The organism is Candidatus Binatia bacterium (assembly GCA_036563615.1).
In the GTDB taxonomy this organism is placed as follows: Bacteria; Desulfobacterota; Binatia; order UBA12015; family UBA12015; genus DATCMB01.
Window position 1 is genome coordinate 237,872 of sequence record DATCMB010000021.1, and the last position, 23,812, is coordinate 261,683.

The following is a 23,812-nucleotide window of genomic DNA, read 5'->3' on the forward strand; positions in this document are numbered from 1 at the left end:
CTACTCGAGGATCGGGCTGCGCCGGCTGCGCAGGAAGTCGAGGTCCGGCGAGAACAGATCGCGAATGTCGTCGATGCCGAGCGCGACCATCGCCATGCGGTCGAGCCCGAGACCCCAGGCGATGACCGGCACGTCGATGCCGAAGGGCTTCGTGACCTCGGGGCGGAAGATGCCGCCGCCGCCGAGCTCCATCCAGCCGATCTTCGGGTGGCGCATGTGCGCCTCGACGCTCGGCTCGGTGAACGGGAAGTAGCCCGGCGTGAAGCGCATCTCCTCGGCGCGCGCGATCTCGAGCCCGAAGAGCTTCATGAGCCCGAGCAGGTGGCGGAGGTTGACCTCCTCGCCGAGCACGATTCCTTCGATCTGGAAGAAGTCGGGCGCGTGCGTCGCGTCGACGTCGTCGTAGCGGAAGCAGCGCGCGATCGCGAAGTACTTGCCGGGGATGTTCGGGTTCTTGCCGAGCTGACGCGCGGACAGCGCGGTGCCCTGGCTTCTCAGGATGAGACGCCGGGTCGCGTCGCGATCGAAGGCGTAGCGCCAGCCGATCGAGCCCGTGTCGCCGCCCGACTCGTGGGCGCGCGCGACGTTCGTCGCCGCGGGCTCGGGCAGCTCCTTCGCGCGCGGCATGCCCTCGACGAAGTACACGTCGTGGATCGCGCGCGCCGGGTGGAACTGCGGCATGAAGAGCGCGTCGTTGTTCCAGAACTCGCTCTCGACGATCGGCCCGCGCATCTCCTCGAAGCCGAACGAGATCAGTTTGCGCTTGACGGCGTCGAGGAACTCCCGGTACGGGTGCCGCCGCCCACCGAACGTGCGCGGCGGCGGGATCTGCACGTTGTAGGCGCGGAAGCGCACCTTGCGCCACGAGCCGTCGCGCAGCATCTCGGGCGTGAGCTGCGAGACCTCGTCGGCGACCTCGGCGGCCCGCGCGGCGAGATCCCGGCCGAGCGCGGTGAGCTGCAGCGTGCGGCGACGCTGCTCGCCCTGCCGGATGCCGAGCGACGAGCGCCCGGGCTTCTTCGCGAGCTCGCGCGCGCGCTGCCACTGCCGCGGCTCGAGGTCGCCCTCGAACCAGCGGTCCTTCTCTGCGAGCTGCGCGACCAGCGCCTGATCCGCCTCGACCGCCGACCAGTCGCCGCCCGCCGCGAGCGCGAACTTGCCCTGCTCGACGGTGATGAGCTTCGCCTTCTTGAGCCCGCCGATCGCGGCCGAGAGCTCCTTCGCGTCGCCGAGGTCGGCCATGGCGGCGGGCCCTTGCTCGAGCCGGCGGCGGATCGCGAGCTCCGGGATGCCGCTCTTCGCGAACTCCCGCCCCGTGTCGTCGAGGGCGACGTAGGGGACGCTCTCCTCGCTCGCGGCCTCGAGCGCCGCCTTGGCGAGCAGCCACTCGCTCGCCATGCGCGCCTGCGCCTCCTGGATGCCGGCGCGCGCCGCCAGATCGGCCTCGCCGAGCGCCGCGTCGGCGCTCGCGAGCGCGCGCAGGACCTTGGCTTCGAGCGGGTGCAGGGTGGAGGAGAGTTCGTCGAGCGTGCTCACGGCTGCCTCGGGCGGGACGAGCAGGTCGTTTATCGGTCCGTGGGCGGACGCGCCACGGGTGGCGCGTGCATGCGGGCGGTTTCGCGGGTGTCCGGGTGTCGGGTGCGAGCGCCGGCGGTCGCGCGCGCCGCGGGCGCGGCGGCGGATGTGGGCGTTCACGGCTTCCACGGCGGGCGCCGCTCGGGCTAGCCTCGCCCGGTCGACGGCACGCGCGTCGTCGACCGATCCGGAGGAGAGACGCTCGATGACCCGAACGGCGACGACCCTTTCGCAGCTCTCGCAGATGCCGCGGCGCGCGGCGCGCACGTCCGCGCCTTGGCGCGACGTGCCTCGGCCCGCGCCCCGCGGGGCCGCGGTGGCGCTGCTCGCGGCGGCGGCGCTCGTGGCGCCACTCGTCGCGCTCCCGACGAGCGCCGGCGCCCAGCCGACCTCGTGCCCGACGACGATCGAGGAGGCACGGTTCGCGAGCGCCGAGGAGCTGCGGGCGCTGAACGCCAAGATCGCGAGCTTCGGGCTGCGCAACCCCGGCAGCGCCGAGCACGACCGCATGCTCGAGTGGCTCGTGCGCGAGCTGCGCGCGATCCCGGGCATGAAGGTGCGCTCGGACTTCTACACGCTGACGCGCTGGCAGCCGCTGCCGCGCGCGGTCGGGAGGACGCGGCTCGCGACGTCGGACGCCACCGGGGATGCGGGCGACGACGGACAGAGGGCGCTGCCGCGCGCGTCGGCGCTGCGGCGCGACCTCGCCGAGGCCGGCGCGCTCTCGGTGGAGGGCGTCGGCGAGATCCCCGTTTCCGGCGCGATCCCCTTCACGCTGCCGACCTCGGGCCAGGGCACGCGCGCCCCGCTCGTCTACATTCCGAGCGACGAGCCGATCACCGCGGAGAACGCGCGCGGCAAGATCATCGTCCGCGACGTCGAGCCGAGCTTCATCCCGTACAACCTCTTCCACGCGATCTCGCACTACGCGACGCCCGACTTCCCGCAGACCGGGAACTACGACCGCGGCTTCCTGCGCAGCTTCGAGCCCTCGCTGCTCGACGCGAGCCGCGCGGGCGCGGTCGGCCTGGTGTTCGTCTGGGACGTCCCCGGCGACCAGGTGCGCGGCTACTGGGGTCCGCACACCGGGACGCGCTACCGCGTGTCCGGAGTCTTCGTCGGCAACGAGCAGCGCGAGCGGCTCCGCCAGCTCGCCGCGGAAGGACGCGCAGCGCGCATCGTCGTGCGCGCCAAGTGGGACCTCGCGCGGACGCGCAACGTCATCGCGACGCTGCCCGGCCAGACGCGCGAGCGCATCGTCGTCAATACAAACACCGACGGCAATACCTGGGTGCAGGAGAACGGCGCGGTCGGGATCCTCGCGCTCGCGCGCTACCTCGCGACGCTACCCATCGAGTGCCGCAAGCGCGACGTCGAGTTCGCGCTGACCAGCGCGCACATGGGCTTCACCAACGACGGCCTGTTCGCCTACAGCAAGCAGCTCGACGAGGACTACGAGAAGGGCACGGTCGCGTTCGCGATCGTCATGGAGCACCTCGGCACGCTCGAGCAGGTTCCGAGCGGCGGCCCCGACAACCGGATCGAGATCACCGGCCTCACCGAGCCCATCGCCTGGTCGGCGCCCGAGGAGAGCCCCGCGCTGGTCGAAGCGTCGGTCGCCGCGGTGCAGCGCCGTCAGCTCGCGCGGACGATGGTCCTCCAGGGCGTCGGCGTCCCCGACCCCACGCAGGTCCCCAGGATCTGCTCGCAGGGCGGCCTCGGCACGATCCTGCACACCGACCTCATCCCCACGACCTCCGCGATCACCGGCCCCTGGTCGATGTTCGACCCCGTGTACGGTGGAGAGGACGGCATCGACTTCGAGCACATGCGCCGCGAGATCCTCGCGCTGGGCGACGTCGTGCGGAGCCTCGACGGCGTGCCGCGCGAGGAGATCGCGGGCGCGTACCTCGAGGAGCGCGAGCAGCGCGCGCGGGGCGCGAAGGCGTGCGCGCACGTGCGGCCGCCGCTGGTCGCGCCGGGGCCGGGCGATCCCGTCGCGGGTGATGGATGAGCTCGCGCGCGGCGCCGACGATCATCGACGCGGTGCTGTGGCGGCGGAGGGATGTGCCGGGGCACGACTGCTGCACGCTCGCGCGGGCTCGCGAGGGCTTCGTTCTTTCCGGTGTCGCGGTCTTCCTGCACAGAAGGTCGGCGTGCTGTCTGCAGTACCGGGTCGTTTGTGACGGTCAGTGGATGACGCGGTCGGCGACGGTGAAGGGGAACGCCGGGCGGCGGTTGGTGGATGTGCAGATCCGGCGGACGAAGCGTGGTTGGGTGTGCAATGGGCGGTTGCACCCGGAGCTCGCGGATTGCGTGGATGTCGATCTGTCGTTCACGCCGGCGACGAATACTCTTCCCGTTCGTCGGCTTAGGCTTGCCGTCGGCGAGTCCGCGGAGGTCGATGCTGCCTGGCTGCGGTTTCCGAGCTTTACCCTGACGCGAATCGATCAGACGTATCAGAACTTAGGAAGAGGAAAGTTCGCGTACCGTGCGTACGGGGGGAGATTTAGAAGACAGCTGAGCATGAGACCGTGTGCGCTCATCGAAATCTACCCGAACCTCTGGTCACGAGAACGCAGTAGCTGATGCGGCTCTGGTTCGCTTTCGCGCTCGATCAGAGCGACAAGCAAGCGATCAAACACCGAGATACGCAGAATCCTTCTTCAGTATTTCTACGACCGCAACGCTGCCGCGACGAGCGCCCGCGGAAAGAAGGGATTGCCGTTGAGATCACGGACGTACTGAAGGAGTTGAAGGCAGCGCATAACCTGTCCCAGCAGGACGTTATGAGCAACCTCAACTATCTGTTGAGTCAAGGATGGGTTAAAGAGGACAAAGTCGAGAAATCTGTCTCGCTCCCTTCGGGTACCGTCATTCCGAATACAACTTCGTATTACCAAATAACGGCAGCTGGAATCGGCAAGATCGAAGGGCCGGGTGAGTTTACCATGGACAAGTTCAGGGGATAAGAATTGAAGCGACCGGCCAGAACATCATCACCGTTGGCGACGGAAACCAGGTCAACGCTGCTCATCAAGACGCCGCTGGCGCACTCGTCCAATTGAAGCAAGCTCTTCTCGACTCCGACGGTGATCCGAAGCGCCTGGGAGTCCGTGAAGAAACTAGACACCATTGCAGGGCTGACAGCCAAGGTGGTCAGAGTCGCGGGTACGCTAGGTTCACTTCTCGGATAAGAAGTCGACTTTCGGGTTTCGCAAATTGCGTCTCCTGGCGCTTGATCACCAGGGGAGCGCCAGCCAGCGCGAGCCTTGCACCACCCAGGCCCATACCGCGGCACCACGTCGATCGCGTGGCGGAAAGCCGCCGACGAACATTTCCGGGAGCGGCGCAAGCCGGACGGCGCACGGCTACCGAGGGCACACCGCCGAGTGCGGTGTCGATGCTCCCCTGCCACCTCCAGCATTGGGTCCGCACGCTCGTCACCGCCACTGAGTAGCTGACGAGATGAGGAACGTTACGCACTTGAGTACCGCTTCATCGCACCCCCTTTACGTGCCCGCTTGATCGGCGCCCCCGTATCGACACACCTTCCGGAACCAGGCACGCCCAACTCATGGCGCTCAAGCGACTCGACAACATCCTCATCGTCGTCGACGACCTCCCGGCCGTCACGACGTTCTTCGTCGACCTCGGCCTCACGCTCGAAGGCGAGACCCAGGTCGGAGGCCCCGAGGTCGGCAGGCTGATCGGCCTCGGCGACGTGCGCGCGACCCTGGTGACGCTGCGCACGCCCGACGGCCAGGGCGTCGAGCTCGACAAGTTTCACACGCCCGACACGGTCCGCTTCGGCCCGACAGACGCGCCGCTCAACACGCTGGGGCTGCGCCGCCTGATGTTCGCGGTCGACGACATCGACGGGATGGTCGCGCGCATGCGCGACCGGGGCGCGGAGGTCATCGGCGAGATGCAGTACGAGGACGCGTACAAGCTCGCCTACCTGCGCGGCCCGGAGGGCATCGTCGTCGCGCTCGCCGAGCAGCTCGCCGCGTAGCGCCCGCCGCGCCGAACCGCAGCCCGTCTCGCCTCCCCCACCCGAATCTCGCCAAATCGAGGCCGCCCTCCGTCGATCTCGCCACCCCTCGCTCGACTAGGGGCTGAGAGCCGCCAACCGCGCGCTCCTCAAACGCAGCGACGATCAATCAGGGAGGATCACACCATGGCAACGGGCACCGTTCGTCTTCACCGCGTCCTTCGCGCCACGCCGGAGCGCGTCTATCGCGCCTTCACCGAGGCGGAGGCGATGGCCAAGTGGCTGCCGCCGTACGGCTTCACCTGCACCGTGCACAGCATGGACGCGCGCGTCGGCGGGACCTACCGGATGTCGTTCCGCAACTTCTCGACCGGCAACGGGCACACGTTCGGCGGCGAGTACCGCGAGCTCGTTCCGAACGAGCGCATCCAGTACACCGACGCCTTCGAGGACCCGAGCCTGCCGGGGCAGATGCTCACCACCGTCTCGCTGCAGGAGGTGTCCTGCGGCACCGAGGTCACCATCGTGCAGGAGGGGCTGCCGGAGATGATCCCGGTCGAGTCCTGCTACCTGGGCTGGCAGGAGTCGCTCGAGCAGCTCGCGAAGCTCGTCGAGCCGGAGATCCCGGACGCTTGACCGCTCGCGCCGGCGCAGCCAACCGCTCGCACCGTAAGCGGCTTGTGCCCGCCGGCGCGGCGCATCTATCTTCCGCGGATGCTGTCGCTCCCGCGGATGCTCTCGACCCTTTCGAAGCACCACCCGGCACGCCGGCTCCCGCGATCCCGCGCCACTGCAGCGATCGCGCTCCTCGCCTCGCTCATCGTCGCGCCGCTCCTCACGTCCACCGCGCGCGCGACCGAGCTCGTCGAGATCGAGCTCTCCTCGCCGCTGGTCGACACCAGCGCGCCCGGCGGCGAGGTGCGCGGCGGCCCGCGGCCGCTCGTCGTCCGCGTGCTGCTGCCCGACGGCTACGACCGGTTCCGCGGCCGTCGCTACCCGGTGCTGTGGCTGCTGCACGGCGCGAACGAGGATCCGAACCGCTGGGACCTCGAGGACTTCGAGGGCCTCGACGCGATCCTGGTGATGCCCGAGGGCGGCCGCCTCGGGATGTACACCGACTGGTGGAACGGCGGTGCGTTCGGCACGCCGCAGTGGGCGACCTATCTGCTCGAGGAGGTGCGCCGGACGATCCACGAGCGCTTCCGCATCCGTCCGGAGCGGCGCTGGCACGCGATCGCAGGCATCTCGATGGGCGGCCAGGGTGCGCTGCGCTTCGCGTCGCTGCTGCCGGGCTACTTCGGCTCGGTGGTCGCGCTGTCGTCCGCATTTCCGAACATCCAGGCGCCGGAAGTCGTTGCCGCGATTCCGGCCGTCACCGGCGTCGCGTACGAGGACGTCTGGGGTCCGCCCGACGGCGCCTACGCGACCGGCATGAACCCGATCGCGCTCGCGCCGAACCTCGAGCACACGCGCGTCTACCTGCTGTCGGGCGACGGCACCAACTGCCCGGGCGATCCGCCGGGTCCGACCTTCGAGCTCGACGGCCTCACGGAGCAGCTCATCCGCAGCCAGCAGGCGCCGTACGCAGCCGAGCTTCGCGCCGCGGGTGCGAGCGTCGCGACGCGCGAGCCGTGCGGCGTGCACACCTTCGGCGTCTGGCGGCGCGCGTTCCGCGACGTGCGCGCGACCTGGGGCTTCTTCGCGCCGGTCCGCGAGCGTCCGCGCGCGTGGACCTACCGGACGGCGTCCCGCGCGGGCGAGATGTGGGGCCTCGGCTTCGAGTTCGCGGAGCAGCCGACCGAGCTCGTCGAGTTCCGGCGCAACGGCTCGCGGCTCACCGCGAGCGGCTCGGGCACGGTGACGATCACCGGCGCGCGCGGCTGCCGCTTCACCGCCGAGCTGCCGTTCGCGCGTCGGCTGCCGGCGGGCTGCTGAGCGGCGCGAGCGCAAGGCCGCTGCTACGTCTCAGACGCTGCCCAAGTCGCACCGAGCCGGAGTGGGAATGAACGAAGCCGTGACACAGCAACTCGCCGTTCCATCGCCGAACCAGACGCCCGCCGAGCCCGCGCGCACGCGGCTCCCGAGCGCCGACGCCTACCGCGGCTCGATGTACGACTTCGTGCGCACGGTCCTCGAGGAGATCGGGCCGCGCGAGTCGTGCAGCGAGAGCGAGCGCCGACTCGGACAGCGCCTCGCACAGCGCTGGCGCGAGCTCGGGCTCGACGTCCGGACGGAGACCTTCACCTGCCACCCGAAGGCGTTCCTCGGCTTCATCCCGATCTCGACCTTCCTCTACCTGCTCGCGACCATCACCTACTGGATCTGGCCGCTCGTGTGCTTCGTCTTCGCGGCGGCGTCGTTCGCGCTGATCTGGTTCGAGCTGCTGCGCTACCGCGAGTTCATCGACCCGCTGTTCCGCGCAGCGCAGGGCGAGAACGTGATCGGCGTGCTGAAGCCGTCGGGCGAGACCAAGCGGCGCGTGATCGTCAGCGCGCACCAGGATTCCGCGTACGAGTTCAACCTCTGGTACTTCCTGAAGGGCGCCGCGGTACCGGTGATGATCCTCGGCTTCGGCGCGGCGCTGGTGCCGCTCTTCGGCGGGCTGCTGAAGAGCTTGATGGGTGCCGGCAACGACAGCTTCGCGTTCAACGTCGTCGGCTTCACGGCGATCGCGCTCTACCCGATCGTCGGGCTCAACTTCTTCTTTCACACCTACTCGGTCGTGCCGGGCGCGATGGACGACCTCGCCGGGATCAGCGTCGTCGACGCGGTCACGCGCGCTCTCTCCGACGCGCGGCGCGAGGGCGGCGCGCTCGAGAGCACCGAGATCGTGGTGCTCGCGCTCGCGGCGGAAGAAGCGGGGCTGCGCGGCGCCAAGCGCTTCGCCGAGCGCCACCGCGACGAGCTGCACGCGATCCCGACCTACGTGCTGAACGTCGACGGCGTGTACGACGAGCGCTACTTGACGGTCATCCACCGCGAGCTCACGACCGGCGCGCGCCACGACCCGCGCCTCGTGCGGCTCGCGCGCGAGCGCGCCGCGGCGCGCGGCTACACGTGCCAGCAGCACATGATCCCGCTCGGCGCGAGCGACGGGACGGCGTTCGCGCACGCGGGCGTGCCGAGCGTGACGCTGCTCTGCCAGGACGCGACGCGCCTCGTGCCGAACTACCACACGCGCCTCGACACGCTGGATTGGGTGCGTCCGGAGTCGCTGCAGGTCATGCTGCAGCTCGTGCTCGACATGATCGAGCAGATCGATCGCGGCGTCTGCGAGCGCGGCGAAACGCGCGCCGTCGAGGCGCCCCAGCCCGCGGGACAGGCCGCATGAAGATCCGCACGCTCGTCGCCACGCTCTCTGCGGGCGTCGCCCTGCTCGTCGCCGCCAGCTGCGGCTCCGACGACGAGGCCACCCCGGACGTCAACGGCTCGGGGCCGATCCCGATGACCGTCGTCAATCAGGTGCCGATCCCGTCGCCGTGCATGGGGCCATCGCTCACCTTCTTCGAGGGCACGACGCCGGTCGACATCCCGAGCGGCGGACAGAAGACCGTGCAGGTGTCGAACCTCTTTGGCGCCTACCAGATCGGCTTTCAGGTCAACGGCTGGTACTGGCGGACCTGCACGTCGCCCGGCAACTGCCCGAACCCCAAGGGCTGTCAGAACCCCGACAACGCGGGACAGGTGGCGATCGAGATCGCGTCCGACTGCTCGAGCGCGAAGCTCGTGAGCTTCACCTCGTTCACCTGCGACGACATGGTGCCGAACGCGATCGACGCGGTCAGCGTCAAGCTACAGAGCGCGAATCCCTGCACGGTGGTCGTCGAGCCGACGTCGAGCGTCCTGACGCCGACCGACCAGTGCTGCAGCTGCTCGAGCTGTAGCGGAAGCCAGATCCCGGCGGGACAGGTCCCGCACTGCCAGTAGCGCCACGCGACGCGCGCCTGCGTGCACGCGTCGCAAAACCCACGTTCGTGAGCACGGGCTTGCTTTCCCGCGCACGATGGCCAGACTGGGTGTTTTTGCCCGTGAGGCCGTCATGCAGCTCGATGTCGTCGCCAAGAAGTCCGATCAGCTCGTCCCGACGCCGATCGTCCACCAGACCGCGTTCTGGGGACGCGTCCACCGCCGCCTCGGCTTCGGTGTCGACGCGTTCGACGTCAAGCTGCGTCCGCCGGGCGCCACGACGGACGCGAGCGGCGATTTCCTCGTCGTCCGCATGCCGCTCGCGGACGACCTCGAGTGCGCCTACGTGCCGTTCGGGCCGGAGATCGCGCCGGACGCAGAGCACGTCGGCACGTTCCTGAGCAGGCTGTCGCGCGAGCTGCGGCCGATGCTCGGGCCGCGCTGCGCGTTCGTGCGCTGGGATCTGCCGTGGACGTCGGTGCACGCGCGCGAGGCGTCGGACTTCGACGAGCGCGGCGAGTGGCGCGGTGCGCCCGCTGCACACCTGCGCGAGATCCGCATGAACTTCGGTACCGAGGACCGGAACCTCTACAAGGCGCCGCGCGACCTCCTGCCGCCGGACACGCTGCTGATCGACCTCCGTCTCTCGGAGGACGAGCTACTGGCGCGCATGCACCACAAGACCCGCTACAACATCCGGCTCGCCGAGCGGCGCGGCGTCGTCGTCGAGGAGGGCACGGCTCGCGACCTGCCCGCCTGGTACGAGATCTACCTCGAGACCGCGCGCCGCAGCGACATCGAGCCGATGCCGCTCGCGCACTTCGTGGCGCTCTTGACGGAGCGCGGCGAGGGCTCGGCGTCGCCGGTGCTGACGCGGCTGCTTCTCGCCCGTCATGACGGCAAGCTGCTCGCCGGCGTGATCGTCGCAATTGCGCCGACGCGCGCGACCTATCTCTACGGCGCATCCACGCGCGAGCGCCGCGAGGTGATGGCGCCGTACGCCGCGCAGTGGGCGGCGATCCGTCTCGCGAAGTCGCTCGGCTGCGCGGAGTACGACATGCTCGGCGTGGCGCCGAACGCGTCGCCCGACCACCCGCTCGCGGGCGTGCATCGCTTCAAGGTCGGCTTCGGCGGCCGGATCGTGCACCGCGAGGGCTCGTGGGACTACCCGTACGACGGGGTCTACACCGAGCTGCGGCGCTGGGAGGAGTCGACGATCCTGCATCGCGCGGTCGTGCCCAGCGCGGGCTGACGCGCACGCGTGCGGCGTCGGCGGCGACGCGGAAGCGTTTCGCGTTGCCTCGGACGCCGCACGTGTGCCACCGGAGCGCAGGAGGAATCGATGAGCAGCCAGGACCTACGCCGCCGCCGGCTCGCGGTGCTCGAGAAGCACTTCCAGTCCGAGGTCGAGCACGACTGGGACGCGTGCCTCGCGACCTTCAAGGACGTCCCGCGCTACGAGATCGTCGCGACCGGGCAGATCCACGAGGGCGCGGAGGCGGTCGTCGCCTACCACCGCCGCCAGCGGACCGCGTTCCCCGATCAGCGCCACGAGAACGTGCGCATGCACTTCGCCGACGACGACACGGTGATCGCCGAGTTCGACCTGATCGGCACCAACACCGGCGAGTTCATGGGTCTGCCGCCGACCGGGCGCGCGTTTCGCGTCCCGGTGATCGCCGTCTTCAGCTTCGACGGCGACAAGATCACCAACGAGCGCGTCTACCTCGATGGCGCGAGCCTGCTGCGGCAGATCGGACGCGCCGAGCTGCTGCCGCTCGCGGGCGTCGAGAGCTTCTCGGCCGCGAACATGAAGTCCTGACGTGATCGGGGTCCCCGAGAGCGAACGTTCGTTGCGTCGCACGCGCGACCTCGGATAGGACGCGATCATGCAAACCTACGATCGGCTCTTCATCGGCGGCGAGTGGGTCGCGCCCAGCTCGTCGGACACGATCGACGTCGTCTCGCCCGCGACCGAGGAGGTCATCGCCCGCGTCCCCGCCGGGAAGCCGGCCGACATCGACCGCGCCGTCACGGCGGCGCGCGCTGCGTTCGACGATGGGCCGTGGCCGCGCTTGACGGTCGCCGAGCGCGTCGACTGGATGCGCAAGCTCTCGCAGGCCTTGCAGGCGCGCATGGACGACATCGCCCGGGCGATCACCACCGAGATGGGCTGCCCGATCAGCGTCTCGACGATGGCGCAGGCGCTGCCGCCGGGGATGGTGCTCGACAAGTACGCCGAGATCGCGAGCAGCCATCCGTTCGAGCAGGAGCGGCCCGGGCTCTTCGGACCCGTGATCGTGCGTCAAGAGCCGGTCGGCGTGTGCGGGCTGATCGTGCCGTGGAACTTCCCGCTCGCGATCATCGCCTTCAAGCTCGGCGCGGCGCTCGCCGCGGGCTGCACGACGGTCATCAAGCCCGCGCCCGAGACGCCGCTCGACGCCTACATCCTCGCCGAGGTCTGCGAGCAGATCGGCTTTCCGAAGGGCGTGATCAACATCGTCGTCGCCGATCGTCAGGACAGCGAGGCGCTCGTGCGGCACCCCGGCGTCGACAAGATCTCGTTCACCGGCAACAGCATGGTCGGCCGGCGCATCGCGAGCATCTGCGGCGAGCGGCTCAAGCGCTGCACGCTCGAGCTCGGCGGCAAGTCGGCGGCGATCGTGCTCGACGACGCGGATCCGGCGAAGGTCGTGCCGGGGCTCGTGCCGAACGGCATCCTGAACACCGGTCAGGCCTGCGCCGCGCAGACGCGCATCCTGGTGCCGCGCAGCCGCTACCGCGAGTACGTCGATGCGATCGGCGACTTCCTGCGCAGCGTACCGGTCGGCGATCCGATGGATCCGACGACGCAGCTCGGGCCGCTCGTCGCCGAGCGTCAGCGCGCGCGCGTCGAGGGCTACATCCAGAAGGGCCGCGACGAGGGTGCGCGGCTCGTCGTCGGCGGCGGACGTCCGCAAGGGCTCGGCAAGGGCTGGTACGTCGAGCCGACGCTGTTCGCCGACGTGCGCAACGACATGACGATCGCGCGCGAGGAGATCTTCGGACCGGTGCTGGTCGCGATCCCCTACGACGCCCCCGAGGACGCGGTGCGCATCTCGAACGACTCGGACTACGGGCTCTCGGGCTCGGTGTGGACCAACGACATCGAGCGCGGCCTCGAGATCGCGCGTCAGGTGCGCACCGGCACCTACAACGTGAACGGCTTCATCATCGACTTCGGCTCGCCGTTCGGCGGCTTCAAGGCCTCGGGCATCGGCCGCGAGTTCGGACCCGAAGGCATCGCCTGCTTCAGCGAGTACAAGAGCATCGCGATCTTTTCTTGACGCGATGTCCTGACGCGAGATGGAGCAAGACGAGGGCGCGCGGGCTGCCGGCGCGGCGCATGCATCGCGCGCCCTCTCTCCACGCGGCGGCGTGCCGCCCGCGCCGCGCCTGCGTCGTCACGAAGGACGTCCGGACGCGGCGCGGACCGCGTGATGCCGCTCAGGCGTTCGGCTTCTCCTTCGCCGCCGCGGCCTTGCGCATCGCCTCGAGGCGGTCGATGAGCTTCATGCGCTCGAAGCCGACGGTGTTCGGCAGGCGCTGCTCGATCTCCTCGACGGTCCAGCGCCCGTCCTTGAACATGGCGCGGACCTCCTCCGGCTGGTTCCACACCGCGATCTTGCCGCCCGACACGGTGTAGACCTGGCCCGTGATGTGACGCGCCTTGTCGCTCAGCAGGTAGACGACCATCGGCGCCACGTCCTCGGGCTCGCCGATGCCGCTGATCTCCATCGGGACGTTGGCGCTCATGCGCGTGCGCGCGACCGGCGCGATGCAGTTCGCGGTGACGCCGTAGCGGTACATGCCCGCCGCCGCGCTGCGCACGAGCGAGACGATGCCGCCCTTCGCCGCCGAGTAGTTCGCCTGCGCGACCGAGCCCGCGAACGCGCCCGAGGTGAAGCCGATCAGCGTGCCGCTCTTCTGCTCGCGCATCACCGCGGCGGCGGCACGGAACACGGTGAACGTCCCCTTCAGGTGGGTCGCGATCACCGGATCCCAGTCCTCCTCGGTCAGGTTGAACAGCATGCGCTCGCGCAGGATGCCGGCGACGCAGACCACGCCGTCGATGCGCCCGAAGTTGTCGATCGCCGTCTTGACGATGCTCGCGCCGCCTTCCATGGTCGCGACCGACTCGGCGTTGGCCACCGCCTCGCCGCCGGCGGCCTTGATCTCCTCGACGACGGCGTTCGCGACCTCGCTGGTCGGCTCCTTGCCATCGATCGAGACGCCGTAGTCGTTGACCACGACCTTTGCTCCGGCTGCGGCGCACGCGAGCGCGACGGCGCGTCCGATGCCGCGGCCGGCGCCCGTGACGGCGATCGACTTCCCTTCGAGGTACCTGCTCACTGGTCACATCCTCCTTGGCGATGTTTGCGGGTTGGCCGGTGCTCGACGGTGCGCTCGGCGAGCTCGCGCACCGAGCCGCCGCGCGGTCGACTCGACGCGCGGGACGAGACGCGCGCACGCGCTCGCGCCGCAACCCGGTCGAGACGCCGGCCTGCGGCGGATCGAGCGCCCGACCGTAGAACGGCCCGCGGCACGCGCGCAAGCGTCGTGTAGCGACCGGTACGGAGAACGCGCCCGCAGGGCGCGACGGCGGCGCGCCGCCGCGGCAGCCAGCCCGACTCGCGACGGCGCGGGCGCAAAAAAAAGCGGGAGCGAGCCCGGTGGCTCGCTCCCGCTCTTTTCAGCTCAGGACGTCGGCTCAGTAGCGACGCGGACGGCCGCCGCCGAAGCCGCCGCCGAACCCGCCGCGGCCACCGCCGCCGGTGCGCGGACGGTCCTCACGAGGCTTCGCCTCGTTCACCGTCAACGCACGGCCGCCGTGCTGCTGGCCGTTCAGCGCGTCGATCGCGGCCTGCGCCTCGTCGGCGTTGCTCATCTCGACGAAGCCGAAGCCGCGGCTACGGCCGCTCTCGCGATCGCTCACCACGGTCGCGCTCTCGACGGTCCCGTACTCGGTGAACATCTGCTCCAACGCCGACGAGTCGACGCTGAACGCAAGATTTCCCACATACAACTTTCTGCTCATGATTCCTTCTCCAATATCCCTGCGAAGATTCGCTGCGGCCCTGGTTTGACTTTCAAGCCGCGGTTGAAAGAGGCCGCTTTGCGGGGCCCACGAAGGCGGGAGGACGATCAAGCGTCCGGGCAGGAATCATGCTGCGCCGTACGGACTCGGTCGACGAACCAACCACCATCTGGATAGCACGTGCCGGGGGCTTTGAAAGCCGACTTGCGAAAAAACTTGGAAAAAGATTGCCCCGCCCTTCCTCGACGTTCCACGGGTCACGTGGACGGCGGCCGATCGGGAAGCTAGGGTCCCTTTACTCCGCTGGGTCCTTCGCGCGCGGCTCCCACGATTCCGACCCGCAGAGCGATGCATTCCGCATCGGGTTCGCACCTCGAGAGCCTTGCGAGGAAGCGCTGCGCGTCCGTGAGCGCGCAAAAGGCGCGGCCCCGCAGAAGGGATGGACGAATGAGCTTCTACGGCACGCCGCGCAAACGAACGATCCCCAAGGAAGTCCCGATCCGCCAGATCACGGTCGGCTCGTCGATCCAGGCGAGCTGCCGCAAGTGCAAGGCGACGACCGAGCACACGGTGGTCGCGAAGATCGGCGTCAAGCCAAGCCGCGTCGCGTGCTCGCGCTGCAAGGACGAGCACGACTACTCGGTAGCAAAGCCGCGCGCCAAGGCGGATCCCACGATGAGCGCGCTGCCCTGGGCGGACGCGCTGCGCGCTGCGACCGGCATCGCGAAGCCGTACAGCGTCGGCGGCTCGTACGGCATCGGTGCGCGGGTCCAGCACACGACGTTCGGTGAGGGCGTCGTGGTCCGTCACTCGAGCTCGACGGTCTGCGAGGTCCTGTTCGAGGAGCGCACCGTCAAGCTGCTCATGGCGCCGACCGCGGCCGGCTACGACGGCCCGGCGCCGAGTCCGTCGAGAGCTGTGGGCGCGCGCCGTCGTCGCTTCGCGTGACGACGGACGCTCCAGTTGCTTGACGCGCCGTCGAGGCGCGTCGGTCGAGGCTCAGATGCGTCCGGTGAGGAGCAGAATGAGCACGATCAAGAGAACGATGCCGCCGATGCCGTATCCGTAGTACATGGTCGATCCTCCTGGGCAGGAGGACCGAGCAAGCGACATGCCCCGCATCGCCAGCACGCGATCTCGCGGCTGGCGGTGCAGGTCACGTCGACGAAGGTCGCGCCCCGCAAGCTCTTTCGGTCGAGTCTGCGCGCGAGCCTGTAAAGCTGACACGAAACTCCGCGCGCTCCGGCGTCGAACGCGCCGCGGGTCGGCGCAGCGCCTCTCAGCGCAGCGGCTCCCAGACGGGCAGCGTGACGCGCTGGGTGAGCGGTTTGAAGACGACGCGCACCCGCATCCCGATCCGCATCTCGTCCGGGGTGCAGCCCACCATGTAGCCGACGAGGCGCGGCCCCTCGTCGAGCTCCACCACGACCATCACGTGCGGCAGCATGTGGCGGAAGGCGGGCAGGAACGGCTCGTGCGCGACGACGTAGGTGTAGACCGTGCCCGTGCCCCTGGCCTCGACCCACTCGAGGCGCCCGCCGCCCTTCCAGTACGCGGGCTTGGGCGGCCAGTGGTAGGCGCCGGTCAGGCGGTCGCGCTGCACGAGCAGACGCCCCTCGCGGCACCCGGTCCAGAACGGCTCGACCACCGGGTGGTCGACGTCGGGCAGCGGGTAGTCGGGGTGCAGGTCGCCGAGCGGACGGTCCTCGACCTCGCGCGTGCGCTCGCCGCGCCGGACCTCGCTACTCACCGCGCAGCACCATGGCGCTGGTCGCGACCCCGGACGCTCCGGTCACCAGCACGTTCTTGCAGCCCTCGACCTGCGCGGTCGACGTGCCGCGGATCTGTCGCACGGCCTCGAGGATCAGGTTGAAGCCGTGCACGTAGGCCTCCGACAGCCCGCCGCCCGAGGTCAGGAGCGGCAGCTCGCCGCCGAGCTCGATGCGTCCGCCCTCGGTGAACGGCCCGCCCTCGCCGCGCTTGCAGAAGCCGTAGTCCTCGAGGCCCATGATCACGAGCGGCGTGAAGGCGTCGTAGATCTGCGCGCAGTCCATGTCCTGCGGCTTCAGCTCCGAGCGTCGCCAGAGCTGCTCGGCGCACGGCACGGCGGTCGTCTGCATGTCGGGCGTGTTGTAGTTCGCGAGGTGCACCGGGTTCGGACCGCTCGCCTGCGCCACCGAGTGGACGAGCGCAGGCTTCTGCTTGAGGTCGCGCGCGCGCTCGATCGAGGTCACGACGCACGCGAGCGCGCCGTCGGTCTCGAGGCAGCAGTCGTAGAGCGTCAGCGGGTAGCCGATCACGCGTCCCGAGAGGTACGTCGCCATGTCGAGCGGACGGTCGCGCATCATCGCGTAGGGGTTGCGGTTGGCGTGCTTGCGCGCCGCGATCGCGACGTTGCCGAAGTGCTCGCGCTTGGTGCCGTAGACGTGCATGTGGCGGTGCGCCCACATGCCGATCACGTCGACCGGACGGATGAGGCCCCACGGCACGTGCAGGGCCTTGTCGTCGGTGACGAGCTCGCGCTCCTGCGCCCACGGCCGTGACGCCTTCGAGCCGCGGTTGCGCGCGCGGTGGCAGACGACGACCTCGGCGAGCCCGGTCGCGATCGCGGCCGCCGCGTGCATCACGGTCGCGCACGACGCGCCGCCGCCGTAGGAGATCTTGTCCCACCACTGGAGGTTCTTGACGCCGAGCCCGCGCGCGATCGTCACCTCGTGCGTGTGCTCCATCTCGAACATCGACATGCCGTCGACGTCCTCGGCCTCGAGCCCGGCGTCGTCGAGCGCGAGCTGGATCGCCTCGATCGCGGTGTCGGAGATCGGACGGCCGATGTCCTTCGAGAACGGCAGGTGGCCGATGCCGACGATCGCGACGCGGTCGCGGATGCGCGCAAACAGGTCGTCGTCGATGCGCTTCGCGCCCGCCATGTCGTAGCGTGGATAGCGAACCTTCGGCGGGCGGAAAAGCGACGGCGCCGCGCCCGGCGCGCCGCCCATCGGCGATCGTCGTGCGGGCGCGTCGCCGGTTGCGGGCTCGCAGCTCCAGGCGAGCCCGCAACCGAGCGACGTCAGGACCCGCGCCCCGTCGTCATCGACGTCCGGGGCGCGAACCCGTCACGTCCGCGACGAGCGCGCTACTGGCAGATCCCGCCGACGCACGAGCCGCTGCAGCACATCGCGTCGTTCGTGCACGACTCGCCCGTCGGCATGCAGCACACCGCGAGCTCGCCCGCGCCGCACACCGCGGCGCCGCAGCACGGCAGCTCGACCTGATCGTAGACCCGGCAGAACGCCGGCGGCTCGAAGCCCGCGACGCAGCACAGGCCGTTCTCGCAGCTCGAGCCCGCCGTGCACTCGGCGGACGTCTGGCAGGTCGTCGGCACGCACATGCCCGGGATGCAGCCCGGCGGCCCGCCCGGCGAGATCAGGCATTGGTCGTCCGCCCAGCACAGCACGCCCTCGTCACCGGGGTAGCCGAAGCAGCCGCCGCACTGCACGTTGCGGCACTGACACGCGTGCGCCGTGCCGGGCGCGCCGCACTCCGACTGCACCTCGACCTCGTCAAGCAACGCCGTGCAGGTCGCCCCATCGCACTCCTCACCGGCCTCGACCACGCCGTTGCCGCAGACCGGCTCCCCGGACGGCGTCGGCGACGGCGCCGGAGTGGGCGAGGTCGTCTGCCCTTGCGTGGCGGTGGGCACCGGCGTCGGTGCGTTGCAATCGCCTTCGCCGCAGGCGTCGCACAGCGACGTCGCCGAGCTCACGCACGCCGAGCCGTTGCGCGGCGCGCGGCACAGGCTCGCGTTCCTCTTGATGCTCGCGCGCGTGCGGCCCTTGGCGTTGGTTCGACAGCACGCGACGGCGCCGGGACGTCCGCAGGTCGAGCGCGACGCGCACTGCACGACGCGACCCAGGCAGCGCTTGTTGCTCAGCGCTGCGCGCGCGGCGTTGCGTGCGCAGCGGACGTACGCACCGTGGTTCGGCGCGCCTTCGCAATCACACGCGGCCTCGATCGCGGCGCGCGCTGCCGCGATGTCGGCCGCATCGGCTCCGTCGGGATCGCAGGCTCCCCAGGCTGCGACGGAAGAGCCGAGAACGAGAGCGGTGGCTAAGAGCAGGCTGCGTAGACGCATAGCGGCTTCCTCCCGCCGCCCTCTTCCTCTCCTGCCCGAGCAGTGTCAATGTAAAAAGTCGTTGCGCAGCGGCCGATTTGCGCGTTCTCGACGCACCGCAACACACAGGTGTGCATTATGAACCAAGCTCGTGTGCGAGCTGCACCGCCTCGGACGCCTCGCGCTTGCCGGGGGCGAGCGCGATCACGCTGCGCGCCTCGCTGAGCGCCGCCTCCGCGTCGCCCTTCTCGGCCAGGACCTTCGCGAGCTGCAGGCGGGCCTGCGGGTAGTCCGGCGCGAGCTCGACCGCTTGACGGATCAGACGCTCACCTTCGTCCGCGTCGCCGCCGAGCATGGCGGGCAGACGCACGAGCATCGCGCCCTTCGCGATCAGCGCATCGACGAAGTTCGGCTCGAGCGCGATCGCACGGTCGACCGCGGCGCGCACGCGCTTGACCTCGGCGAGCGCGGCGAGGCTCGGGCCCTCGCTCTCGAGCTTGCGGCCGAGGTTACAAAAGATCGCGAAATGCGCCTTGGCGTCGCGATCCGATGCCGCGACGGCGCGTTCCGCGACCGCGAGACCCTGCTCGAGCAGCGTCGTGCGCTCGTCGCCCTGCACGGTGACCGCGCGCATGCACAGCGCCACCGCCTCGCGCGCGAGCGCGCCGCCGGTGTCGTCGCGGGCGAAGACGAGGTCCGTCGCCCCTGCGCGCAGCGGCGCGGCGAGCGCTCCGAGGGTGAACGTGAAAAAGAGAAAGCCGATCGTGGATCGCGAGCGCGCGCGGCGTCGCGGGGATCGTTGGCGGCTCATGAGGCTTCGTCCCCTGTGCAAGCCGTCTGCCAACGACGCGCCCCGGCCCATTCGGCGAGGTGAATGCGCCTCCTTTCGATCCCGTCGACGCGCGGACACGGTGCCCGCGAACGTGCGCCGACGAACGTTTCTGCAAACGTGCGTCTGACAACGCGCCTGAAAACGCGCTAGCGTGTTGCGAGCGCGGGGCGAACGCATTCAGCGCCCGCGCCCGGACCGCATCCGCTCTCGAATCGAGAGCGACCGGCTAGAGCGGCGCGACCGTCAGCGCGTAGGTCTCCGCGCCGTCGCGGCGCGCGACGAGGGCGAGCACGGACAGGCCGTTCGCCGCGAGCTGCACGCCGAGCACCTCGCCGTCGCCCGGAATCGCGCTCTCTTGCCGAGAGAGGACGCGAATCCCGCCGTCGGTCGCGATGCGGCTCACGGCCAGGCGCGAGACGCCGCCAGCCGTGACCTCCTCGTGCACCAAGAGGTAGCGGTCCGGCGCGACGCCCACCGCACGCACGTGCCTGATCCCGGACGCGCTCCCGAGAACGACGCCGTCCGTCGGCTCGAGGCGCACCTCGCCGGTGACGAAGCGTGCCGCGCGCAGCTCGTCGGCACCGCCCGGTCCGCTCCCCGGCGACTGCCACGCGACGAGGTAGCCGCTGCCGTCGCTCGCGACCGCAGGATGTCCGGCATTTTCGCTGAAGGTCTGGCGCGTCGCCTGGTCGCCCACGGCCCAGACGCCGACCAACTGGCCGCCGAACGGGCCGACGCGCTTGGGGACGAAGACGCCGAGCGCGTCGCCGTCACGGCTCGCGAGCGATGCGCTCGCGCTGGTCAGCGACTCGGCAGCCTCGAGCCAGGAGGGGAAGACGAACGGTGGATCGATGGGCAGGTCGACCACGCCCCCGCCCACGACGCGGCCGAGGTGCATCGTCACCTCGCCCACGAAGATCGGTACACTGGTCAAGCACCCCCTCAGCTTCGCCCACAGCATCAGGACCTCGTCGCCGCGACCCGCAAGAGCGAGCGGCCCCGTCGCATTCGACGGGCACATGCTGAACGCGACTTCCGAGAACAACGTCGAGAACGGCAGCGGCGCGGTCGCGCCGGGCGCGATGCCGCGCGCGAGCACGAGCACCTCGTCGAGGACCCCGCCCAGCGCGCGGTACGAGCGCCACGAGAGCTGGTGGAGGCCGCCGGCGAACGCGGCACCAAGGGTGTGGAACCTCGGAGCACCGGGCGCTTCGGGCGTCTCGAGATCGGCGCGCGACGCGATCACCACCGGCTGCGCGACGCTCGGCTGCCCGTTCGCTGCGAGCCAGCGTCCGAGCACCCGCGTCGCATCCGGCTCTTCGGCTTCCACGTACGCGGCGAGAAAGCCGCTCCGGTCCGCGGAGAGCGCGATCTCGCCGCTGCCGCGCACGCCGCTCGCGAGCGGCACGACCGGTGCGAGCGCGCTCGCCTGGCAGATCCCGTCGACGCACGAGCCGCTGCAGCACGTCGCGTCCGTCGTGCACGCCTCGCCGCCCGGCAGGCAGCACGAGGCAACGGCGCCGGGTCCGCACACCGCGGCACCGCAGCAGGGCAGCTCGACCTGACCGAACACCCGGCAGAACGCGGGCGCCTCGAAGCCGGCCACGCAGCACTGGCCGTTCTCGCACGCCGAGATCCCTCCCGGGCACTCCGCGACCGTCTCGCACATGGGCGGCGTGCTGCAGGCGGCGCACGCGTCGCACGCCGACGTCGCCGTACTCACGCACGCCGTGCCGTTGCGCGGCGCCCGACACAGGCTCGCATTCTTCTTGATGCTCGCGCGCGTGCGGCCTTTGGAATCGGCTTGACAGCACGCGACCGCACCGGGGCGTCCGCAGGTCGAGCGCGACGCGCAGCGCGAGACGACGCCAGGCAGCTCCTGTTGCTCAGCATCGCGCGCGCGACGTTGCGCGCGCAGCGAACGTACGCGCCGTGGCTCGGCGCCCCCTCGCAATCGCACGCGGCCTCGATTGCAGCGCGCGCCGCTGCGACGTCCGCAGCATCGACTCCCGTCGGATCGCACGCGCCCCATGCGGACGCAGCGTGCGAACCGAGGATGAAGACGGCGACGACGGCCAGGTCGCGAAGACGCATGGCGAGCTCCCTCCGCCCGCCGTCATCCTCGGCTGCAAGAGCGTTGTCAACGCGAGAAAATCGCTTCGCAGGCGACGCACGCGGCCGCGGCTCGCGAACGCGCTCTACGGCGCACAAGCGCGCTCGACGGGTGCCCGAGCGACCTCAGCGCTCGGCGAGATCGATCCCCACCGGGCAGTGGTCCGAGCCGCGCACGTGGTCCCACACGAACGCATTGCGCACGCGCGGCAGCAGGTCCGCGGACACCAGCACGTGGTCGATCCGCCAGCCGATGTTGCGCTCGCGCACGCCGATCCGGTTGCTCCACCAGGTGTACTTCACCTCGTCGGGGTGCAGCGCGCGGAAGGTGTCGACCCAGCGTCGTCCGCGCACGCGCGCGTAGAGCTCGCGCTCCTCGGGAAGAAAGCCGCTCGTGGTCTCGTTGCCGCGCGGGCGCGCGAGATCGATCGGCTCGGGCGCGATGTTGAAGTCGCCCATGATCATCGCCGGCAGGCGATGTCGGCGGCGCGCCGCGTCCATCGTGCGGAAGACGTGCTCGGTGAAGGCGAGCTTGTAGGGCACGCGGCTGTTGTCGCGCAGCGTGCCGCTGCCCTTCGGGAAGTAGACGTTCGCGACCAGCAGGTCGGGGAAGCGCGCGAGCAGGAAGCGTCCCTCACGGTCGAAGCTCTCGTCGCCGAGCTCGGTCACGACCTCGAGCGGCTCGGTCTTCGACAGCAGCGCGACGCCGCTGTAGCCGCGCCGCGAGCGCGCCGAGATCCAGGCCGCGTGCCGGAATCCCGGCACGCGGTGCAGCATCTCGGGCAGGTCCTCGCGCTCGCAGCGCGTCTCCTGCAGGCCGATCACGTCGGCGCGCGACTGTCGCAGCCAGTCGAGAAAGCCCTTGCGGACGCACGAGCGGATCCCGTTCACGTTCCACGACACGAATCGCGCCATCGCGGCGTGCGTATAGACGACCGCGCGGCGCTGCGTTAGGGGCGTGCCCGATGTCGGTGCCGCCTCGTCCCACGCGCGTGCTCGCGCTCAGCGAGGCGCCGATTCCATCCGCGGTGCTCGGCATCCACGCGGTGTTCGACGCGCTCGCCGCGGACGGACTGTGCGAGCTCGCGACCGGCTCGTCGATCACGCCGCGCGCCGAGCAGCTCGCGTGGGCCGACGTCGTGGTCCTGGTGCGCGGCGCCGCACCGTCGGAGCGTCGCATCCTGTTCGAGGCGCAGCGCCTCGGGCGCAAGGTCGCGACCTACCTCGACGACGACCTCGAGCGCGTGCCGGCGGAAGCGCGCAGCGGCTACTTCTTCACCTCGCCGGAGGTGCGCGCGAACGTCGCGACCATCGTGCGCCGCGCCGACGCCGTGCTGGTGTGCAGCGAACGCCTGGGTGCGGAGCTCGCGTCCCGCCACGGCGTGACGCCGATCCTCGTGCGCCAGCCGCGTCCGCCGCGCCTGCCCGACGAGCCGACGACGCCGCCCGCGCTGCGCGACGACGCAGATGCGGCCGCGCGTCCGGTGCGGATCGGCTTTCTCGGCAGCGTCGATCACGCGCGCTTTCTCGACGAGCTGCTCGCCGAGCCGCTGCGTCGCCTGAAGGAGCGCTTCGGCGCGCGGCTCGAGCTCGTGTTCTGCGGCGCGATTCCGCAGGTCGCGCGCGACCTCGGCGCGGTGACGCACGAGTTCGAGGCGGACTTCGTGACCTGGCGGCGTCGCGCGTTCGCGCTCGCGCTCGACGTCGGGCTCGCGCCGCTCCCCGACACGCCGTTTCACCGCTGCAAGTACTTCAACAAGTACCTCGAGTACGGCTCGCTCGGCGTCGCCGGCGTGTACTCGAACGTGCCGCCGAGCGCCGACGTCGTGCGCCACGAGCAGACCGGGCTTTTGTGCCCGAACGAGGGATCGGCGTGGCTCGCGGCGCTCGAGCGGCTCGCGGAGGATCGTGCGCTGCGCGTCGCGATCGCGCGCGCGGCGTGGGACGACGTCGAGCGCCGCTTCTCGAGCGCGGCGCTCCTGCCGCACTGGCGCGACGCGCTGGGCGAGCTGCTCGCGCACCGCGCGCCCGAGGTCCGTGAGAGCGACGTGCGCCTGCGCGGCGGTCCGGTGCGGCACGCGCTCGATCGCCTCGCGGTCTACGGGCCGCTGCGCTTCGCCGAGCGCGTCGTCGGACGCCTGACCGGCCGGCTGCGGCCCGGCTGACGCGGACGCGCGCGTCCGCGCCGCCTGCCGTGCGTCGCGC

General features: G+C 70.5%; 22 protein-coding genes. 12 read left to right on the plus strand and 10 right to left on the minus strand.

Annotation, left to right across the window (positions count from 1 at the left end; translation table 11 throughout):
* Positions 1–1,536 (minus strand): phenylalanine--tRNA ligase subunit alpha, encoded by a 1,536-nt coding sequence (locus tag VIS07_18040; protein HEY8517416.1) that lies wholly within the window; start codon positions 1,534–1,536, stop codon positions 1–3.
* Positions 1,537–1,891: 355 nt separating this feature from the next.
* Between VIS07_18040 and VIS07_18045 the strand changes: the two genes are divergently transcribed.
* The 10 genes from VIS07_18045 to VIS07_18090 all read left to right on the plus strand — a co-directional run bounded on the left by VIS07_18045 (position 1,892) and on the right by VIS07_18090 (position 12,801).
* Positions 1,892–3,589 (plus strand): hypothetical protein, encoded by a 1,698-nt coding sequence (locus VIS07_18045; protein ID HEY8517417.1) that lies wholly within the window; start codon positions 1,892–1,894, stop codon positions 3,587–3,589.
* Between the two features lie 574 nt (positions 3,590–4,163).
* The gene (locus VIS07_18050; protein HEY8517418.1) at positions 4,164–4,547 is read left to right on the plus strand and encodes a hypothetical protein; all 384 of its coding nucleotides are present in this window, start codon (positions 4,164–4,166) and stop codon (positions 4,545–4,547) included.
* Between the two features lie 605 nt (positions 4,548–5,152).
* Positions 5,153–5,590: a VOC family protein gene (locus VIS07_18055; GenBank protein HEY8517419.1), complete on the plus strand. Its 438-nt coding sequence runs from the start codon at positions 5,153–5,155 to the stop codon at positions 5,588–5,590.
* 165 nt (positions 5,591–5,755) lie between these two features.
* The gene (locus VIS07_18060; GenBank protein ID HEY8517420.1) at positions 5,756–6,205 is read left to right on the plus strand and encodes an SRPBCC family protein; all 450 of its coding nucleotides are present in this window, start codon (positions 5,756–5,758) and stop codon (positions 6,203–6,205) included.
* A gap of 78 nt (positions 6,206–6,283) precedes the next feature.
* Positions 6,284–7,504, plus strand: coding sequence for an alpha/beta hydrolase-fold protein (locus tag VIS07_18065; protein ID HEY8517421.1), 1,221 nt, complete (start codon positions 6,284–6,286; stop codon positions 7,502–7,504).
* A gap of 79 nt (positions 7,505–7,583) precedes the next feature.
* Complete coding sequence (locus VIS07_18070) at positions 7,584–8,900, plus strand: M28 family peptidase (GenBank protein ID HEY8517422.1); 1,317 nt, start codon at positions 7,584–7,586, stop codon at positions 8,898–8,900.
* Positions 8,897–9,496, plus strand: coding sequence for a hypothetical protein (locus VIS07_18075; protein ID HEY8517423.1), 600 nt, complete (start codon positions 8,897–8,899; stop codon positions 9,494–9,496). The genes VIS07_18070 and VIS07_18075 overlap by 4 nt, the downstream gene beginning before the upstream one ends.
* Before the next feature lie 112 nt (positions 9,497–9,608).
* Positions 9,609–10,727 (plus strand): peptidoglycan bridge formation glycyltransferase FemA/FemB family protein, encoded by a 1,119-nt coding sequence (locus VIS07_18080; GenBank protein HEY8517424.1) that lies wholly within the window; start codon positions 9,609–9,611, stop codon positions 10,725–10,727.
* Between the two features lie 90 nt (positions 10,728–10,817).
* The gene (locus tag VIS07_18085; GenBank protein ID HEY8517425.1) at positions 10,818–11,297 is read left to right on the plus strand and encodes an ester cyclase; all 480 of its coding nucleotides are present in this window, start codon (positions 10,818–10,820) and stop codon (positions 11,295–11,297) included.
* A gap of 67 nt (positions 11,298–11,364) precedes the next feature.
* Positions 11,365–12,801, plus strand: a complete 1,437-nt coding sequence (locus tag VIS07_18090; protein HEY8517426.1) for an aldehyde dehydrogenase — start codon at positions 11,365–11,367, stop codon at positions 12,799–12,801.
* Positions 12,802–12,961: 160 nt separating this feature from the next.
* Here the strand turns inward: VIS07_18090 and VIS07_18095 are convergent, their stop codons facing one another.
* Positions 12,962–13,867 (minus strand): SDR family oxidoreductase, encoded by a 906-nt coding sequence (locus VIS07_18095; GenBank protein HEY8517427.1) that lies wholly within the window; start codon positions 13,865–13,867, stop codon positions 12,962–12,964.
* Between the two features lie 358 nt (positions 13,868–14,225).
* Positions 14,226–14,552 (minus strand): RNA-binding protein, encoded by a 327-nt coding sequence (locus VIS07_18100; protein ID HEY8517428.1) that lies wholly within the window; start codon positions 14,550–14,552, stop codon positions 14,226–14,228.
* A gap of 447 nt (positions 14,553–14,999) precedes the next feature.
* Between VIS07_18100 and VIS07_18105 the strand changes: the two genes are divergently transcribed.
* Positions 15,000–15,500 (plus strand): hypothetical protein, encoded by a 501-nt coding sequence (locus tag VIS07_18105; protein ID HEY8517429.1) that lies wholly within the window; start codon positions 15,000–15,002, stop codon positions 15,498–15,500.
* Between the two features lie 51 nt (positions 15,501–15,551).
* On the opposite strand, the gene VIS07_18110 is transcribed toward VIS07_18105, so the two are convergent.
* The 7 genes from VIS07_18110 to VIS07_18140 form a co-directional block, all read right to left on the minus strand.
* Positions 15,552–15,665, minus strand: a complete 114-nt coding sequence (locus VIS07_18110) for a DUF3309 family protein (protein ID HEY8517430.1) — start codon at positions 15,663–15,665, stop codon at positions 15,552–15,554.
* Positions 15,666–15,831: 166 nt separating this feature from the next.
* Positions 15,832–16,302, minus strand: a complete 471-nt coding sequence (locus VIS07_18115) for an OB-fold domain-containing protein (protein ID HEY8517431.1) — start codon at positions 16,300–16,302, stop codon at positions 15,832–15,834.
* The gene (locus tag VIS07_18120) at positions 16,295–17,479 is read right to left on the minus strand and encodes a lipid-transfer protein (protein HEY8517432.1); all 1,185 of its coding nucleotides are present in this window, start codon (positions 17,477–17,479) and stop codon (positions 16,295–16,297) included. Before VIS07_18120 ends, VIS07_18115 begins: the two co-directional genes overlap by 8 nt.
* 206 nt (positions 17,480–17,685) lie before the next feature.
* Entirely contained in the window at positions 17,686–18,252 is a 567-nt protein-coding gene (locus tag VIS07_18125) for a hypothetical protein (protein ID HEY8517433.1), read from the minus strand.
* A gap of 547 nt (positions 18,253–18,799) precedes the next feature.
* The gene (locus VIS07_18130; protein ID HEY8517434.1) at positions 18,800–19,474 is read right to left on the minus strand and encodes a tetratricopeptide repeat protein; all 675 of its coding nucleotides are present in this window, start codon (positions 19,472–19,474) and stop codon (positions 18,800–18,802) included.
* A 247-nt stretch (positions 19,475–19,721) separates the two neighbouring features.
* Positions 19,722–21,164 (minus strand): hypothetical protein, encoded by a 1,443-nt coding sequence (locus VIS07_18135; GenBank protein ID HEY8517435.1) that lies wholly within the window; start codon positions 21,162–21,164, stop codon positions 19,722–19,724.
* Between the two features lie 569 nt (positions 21,165–21,733).
* Entirely contained in the window at positions 21,734–22,522 is a 789-nt protein-coding gene (locus VIS07_18140) for an exodeoxyribonuclease III (GenBank protein HEY8517436.1), read from the minus strand.
* Positions 22,523–22,572: 50 nt separating this feature from the next.
* On the opposite strand from VIS07_18140, the gene VIS07_18145 reads away from it, so the two are divergent.
* Positions 22,573–23,772, plus strand: coding sequence for a hypothetical protein (locus VIS07_18145; GenBank protein ID HEY8517437.1), 1,200 nt, complete (start codon positions 22,573–22,575; stop codon positions 23,770–23,772).
* Positions 23,773–23,812 lie beyond the last annotated feature (40 nt).

What these genes read in the sequence shown, in the direction of transcription:
- VIS07_18080 (HEY8517424.1), top strand. Translation starts at nt 9,609, where the DNA reads ATGCAGCTCGATGTCGTCGCCAAGAAGTCCGATCAGCTCGTCCCGACG.
- VIS07_18075 (HEY8517423.1), top strand. Translation starts at nt 8,897, where the DNA reads ATGAAGATCCGCACGCTCGTCGCCACGCTCTCTGCGGGCGTCGCCCTG.
- VIS07_18120 (HEY8517432.1), bottom strand. Translation starts at nt 17,479, where the DNA reads ATGGCGGGCGCGAAGCGCATCGACGACGACCTGTTTGCGCGCATCCGC.
- VIS07_18100 (HEY8517428.1), bottom strand. Translation starts at nt 14,552, where the DNA reads ATGAGCAGAAAGTTGTATGTGGGAAATCTTGCGTTCAGCGTCGACTCG.
- VIS07_18130 (HEY8517434.1), bottom strand. Translation starts at nt 19,474, where the DNA reads ATGAGCCGCCAACGATCCCCGCGACGCCGCGCGCGCTCGCGATCCACG.
- VIS07_18145 (HEY8517437.1), top strand. Translation starts at nt 22,573, where the DNA reads ATGTCGGTGCCGCCTCGTCCCACGCGCGTGCTCGCGCTCAGCGAGGCG.
- VIS07_18105 (HEY8517429.1), top strand. Translation starts at nt 15,000, where the DNA reads ATGAGCTTCTACGGCACGCCGCGCAAACGAACGATCCCCAAGGAAGTC.
- VIS07_18060 (HEY8517420.1), top strand. Translation starts at nt 5,756, where the DNA reads ATGGCAACGGGCACCGTTCGTCTTCACCGCGTCCTTCGCGCCACGCCG.
- VIS07_18135 (HEY8517435.1), bottom strand. Translation starts at nt 21,164, where the DNA reads ATGTGCGAGACGGTCGCGGAGTGCCCGGGAGGGATCTCGGCGTGCGAG.
- VIS07_18110 (HEY8517430.1), bottom strand. Translation starts at nt 15,665, where the DNA reads ATGTCGCTTGCTCGGTCCTCCTGCCCAGGAGGATCGACCATGTACTAC.
- VIS07_18050 (HEY8517418.1), top strand. Translation starts at nt 4,164, where the DNA reads ATGCGGCTCTGGTTCGCTTTCGCGCTCGATCAGAGCGACAAGCAAGCG.
- VIS07_18090 (HEY8517426.1), top strand. Translation starts at nt 11,365, where the DNA reads ATGCAAACCTACGATCGGCTCTTCATCGGCGGCGAGTGGGTCGCGCCC.
- VIS07_18055 (HEY8517419.1), top strand. Translation starts at nt 5,153, where the DNA reads ATGGCGCTCAAGCGACTCGACAACATCCTCATCGTCGTCGACGACCTC.
- VIS07_18140 (HEY8517436.1), bottom strand. Translation starts at nt 22,522, where the DNA reads ATGGCGCGATTCGTGTCGTGGAACGTGAACGGGATCCGCTCGTGCGTC.
- VIS07_18085 (HEY8517425.1), top strand. Translation starts at nt 10,818, where the DNA reads ATGAGCAGCCAGGACCTACGCCGCCGCCGGCTCGCGGTGCTCGAGAAG.
- VIS07_18065 (HEY8517421.1), top strand. Translation starts at nt 6,284, where the DNA reads ATGCTGTCGCTCCCGCGGATGCTCTCGACCCTTTCGAAGCACCACCCG.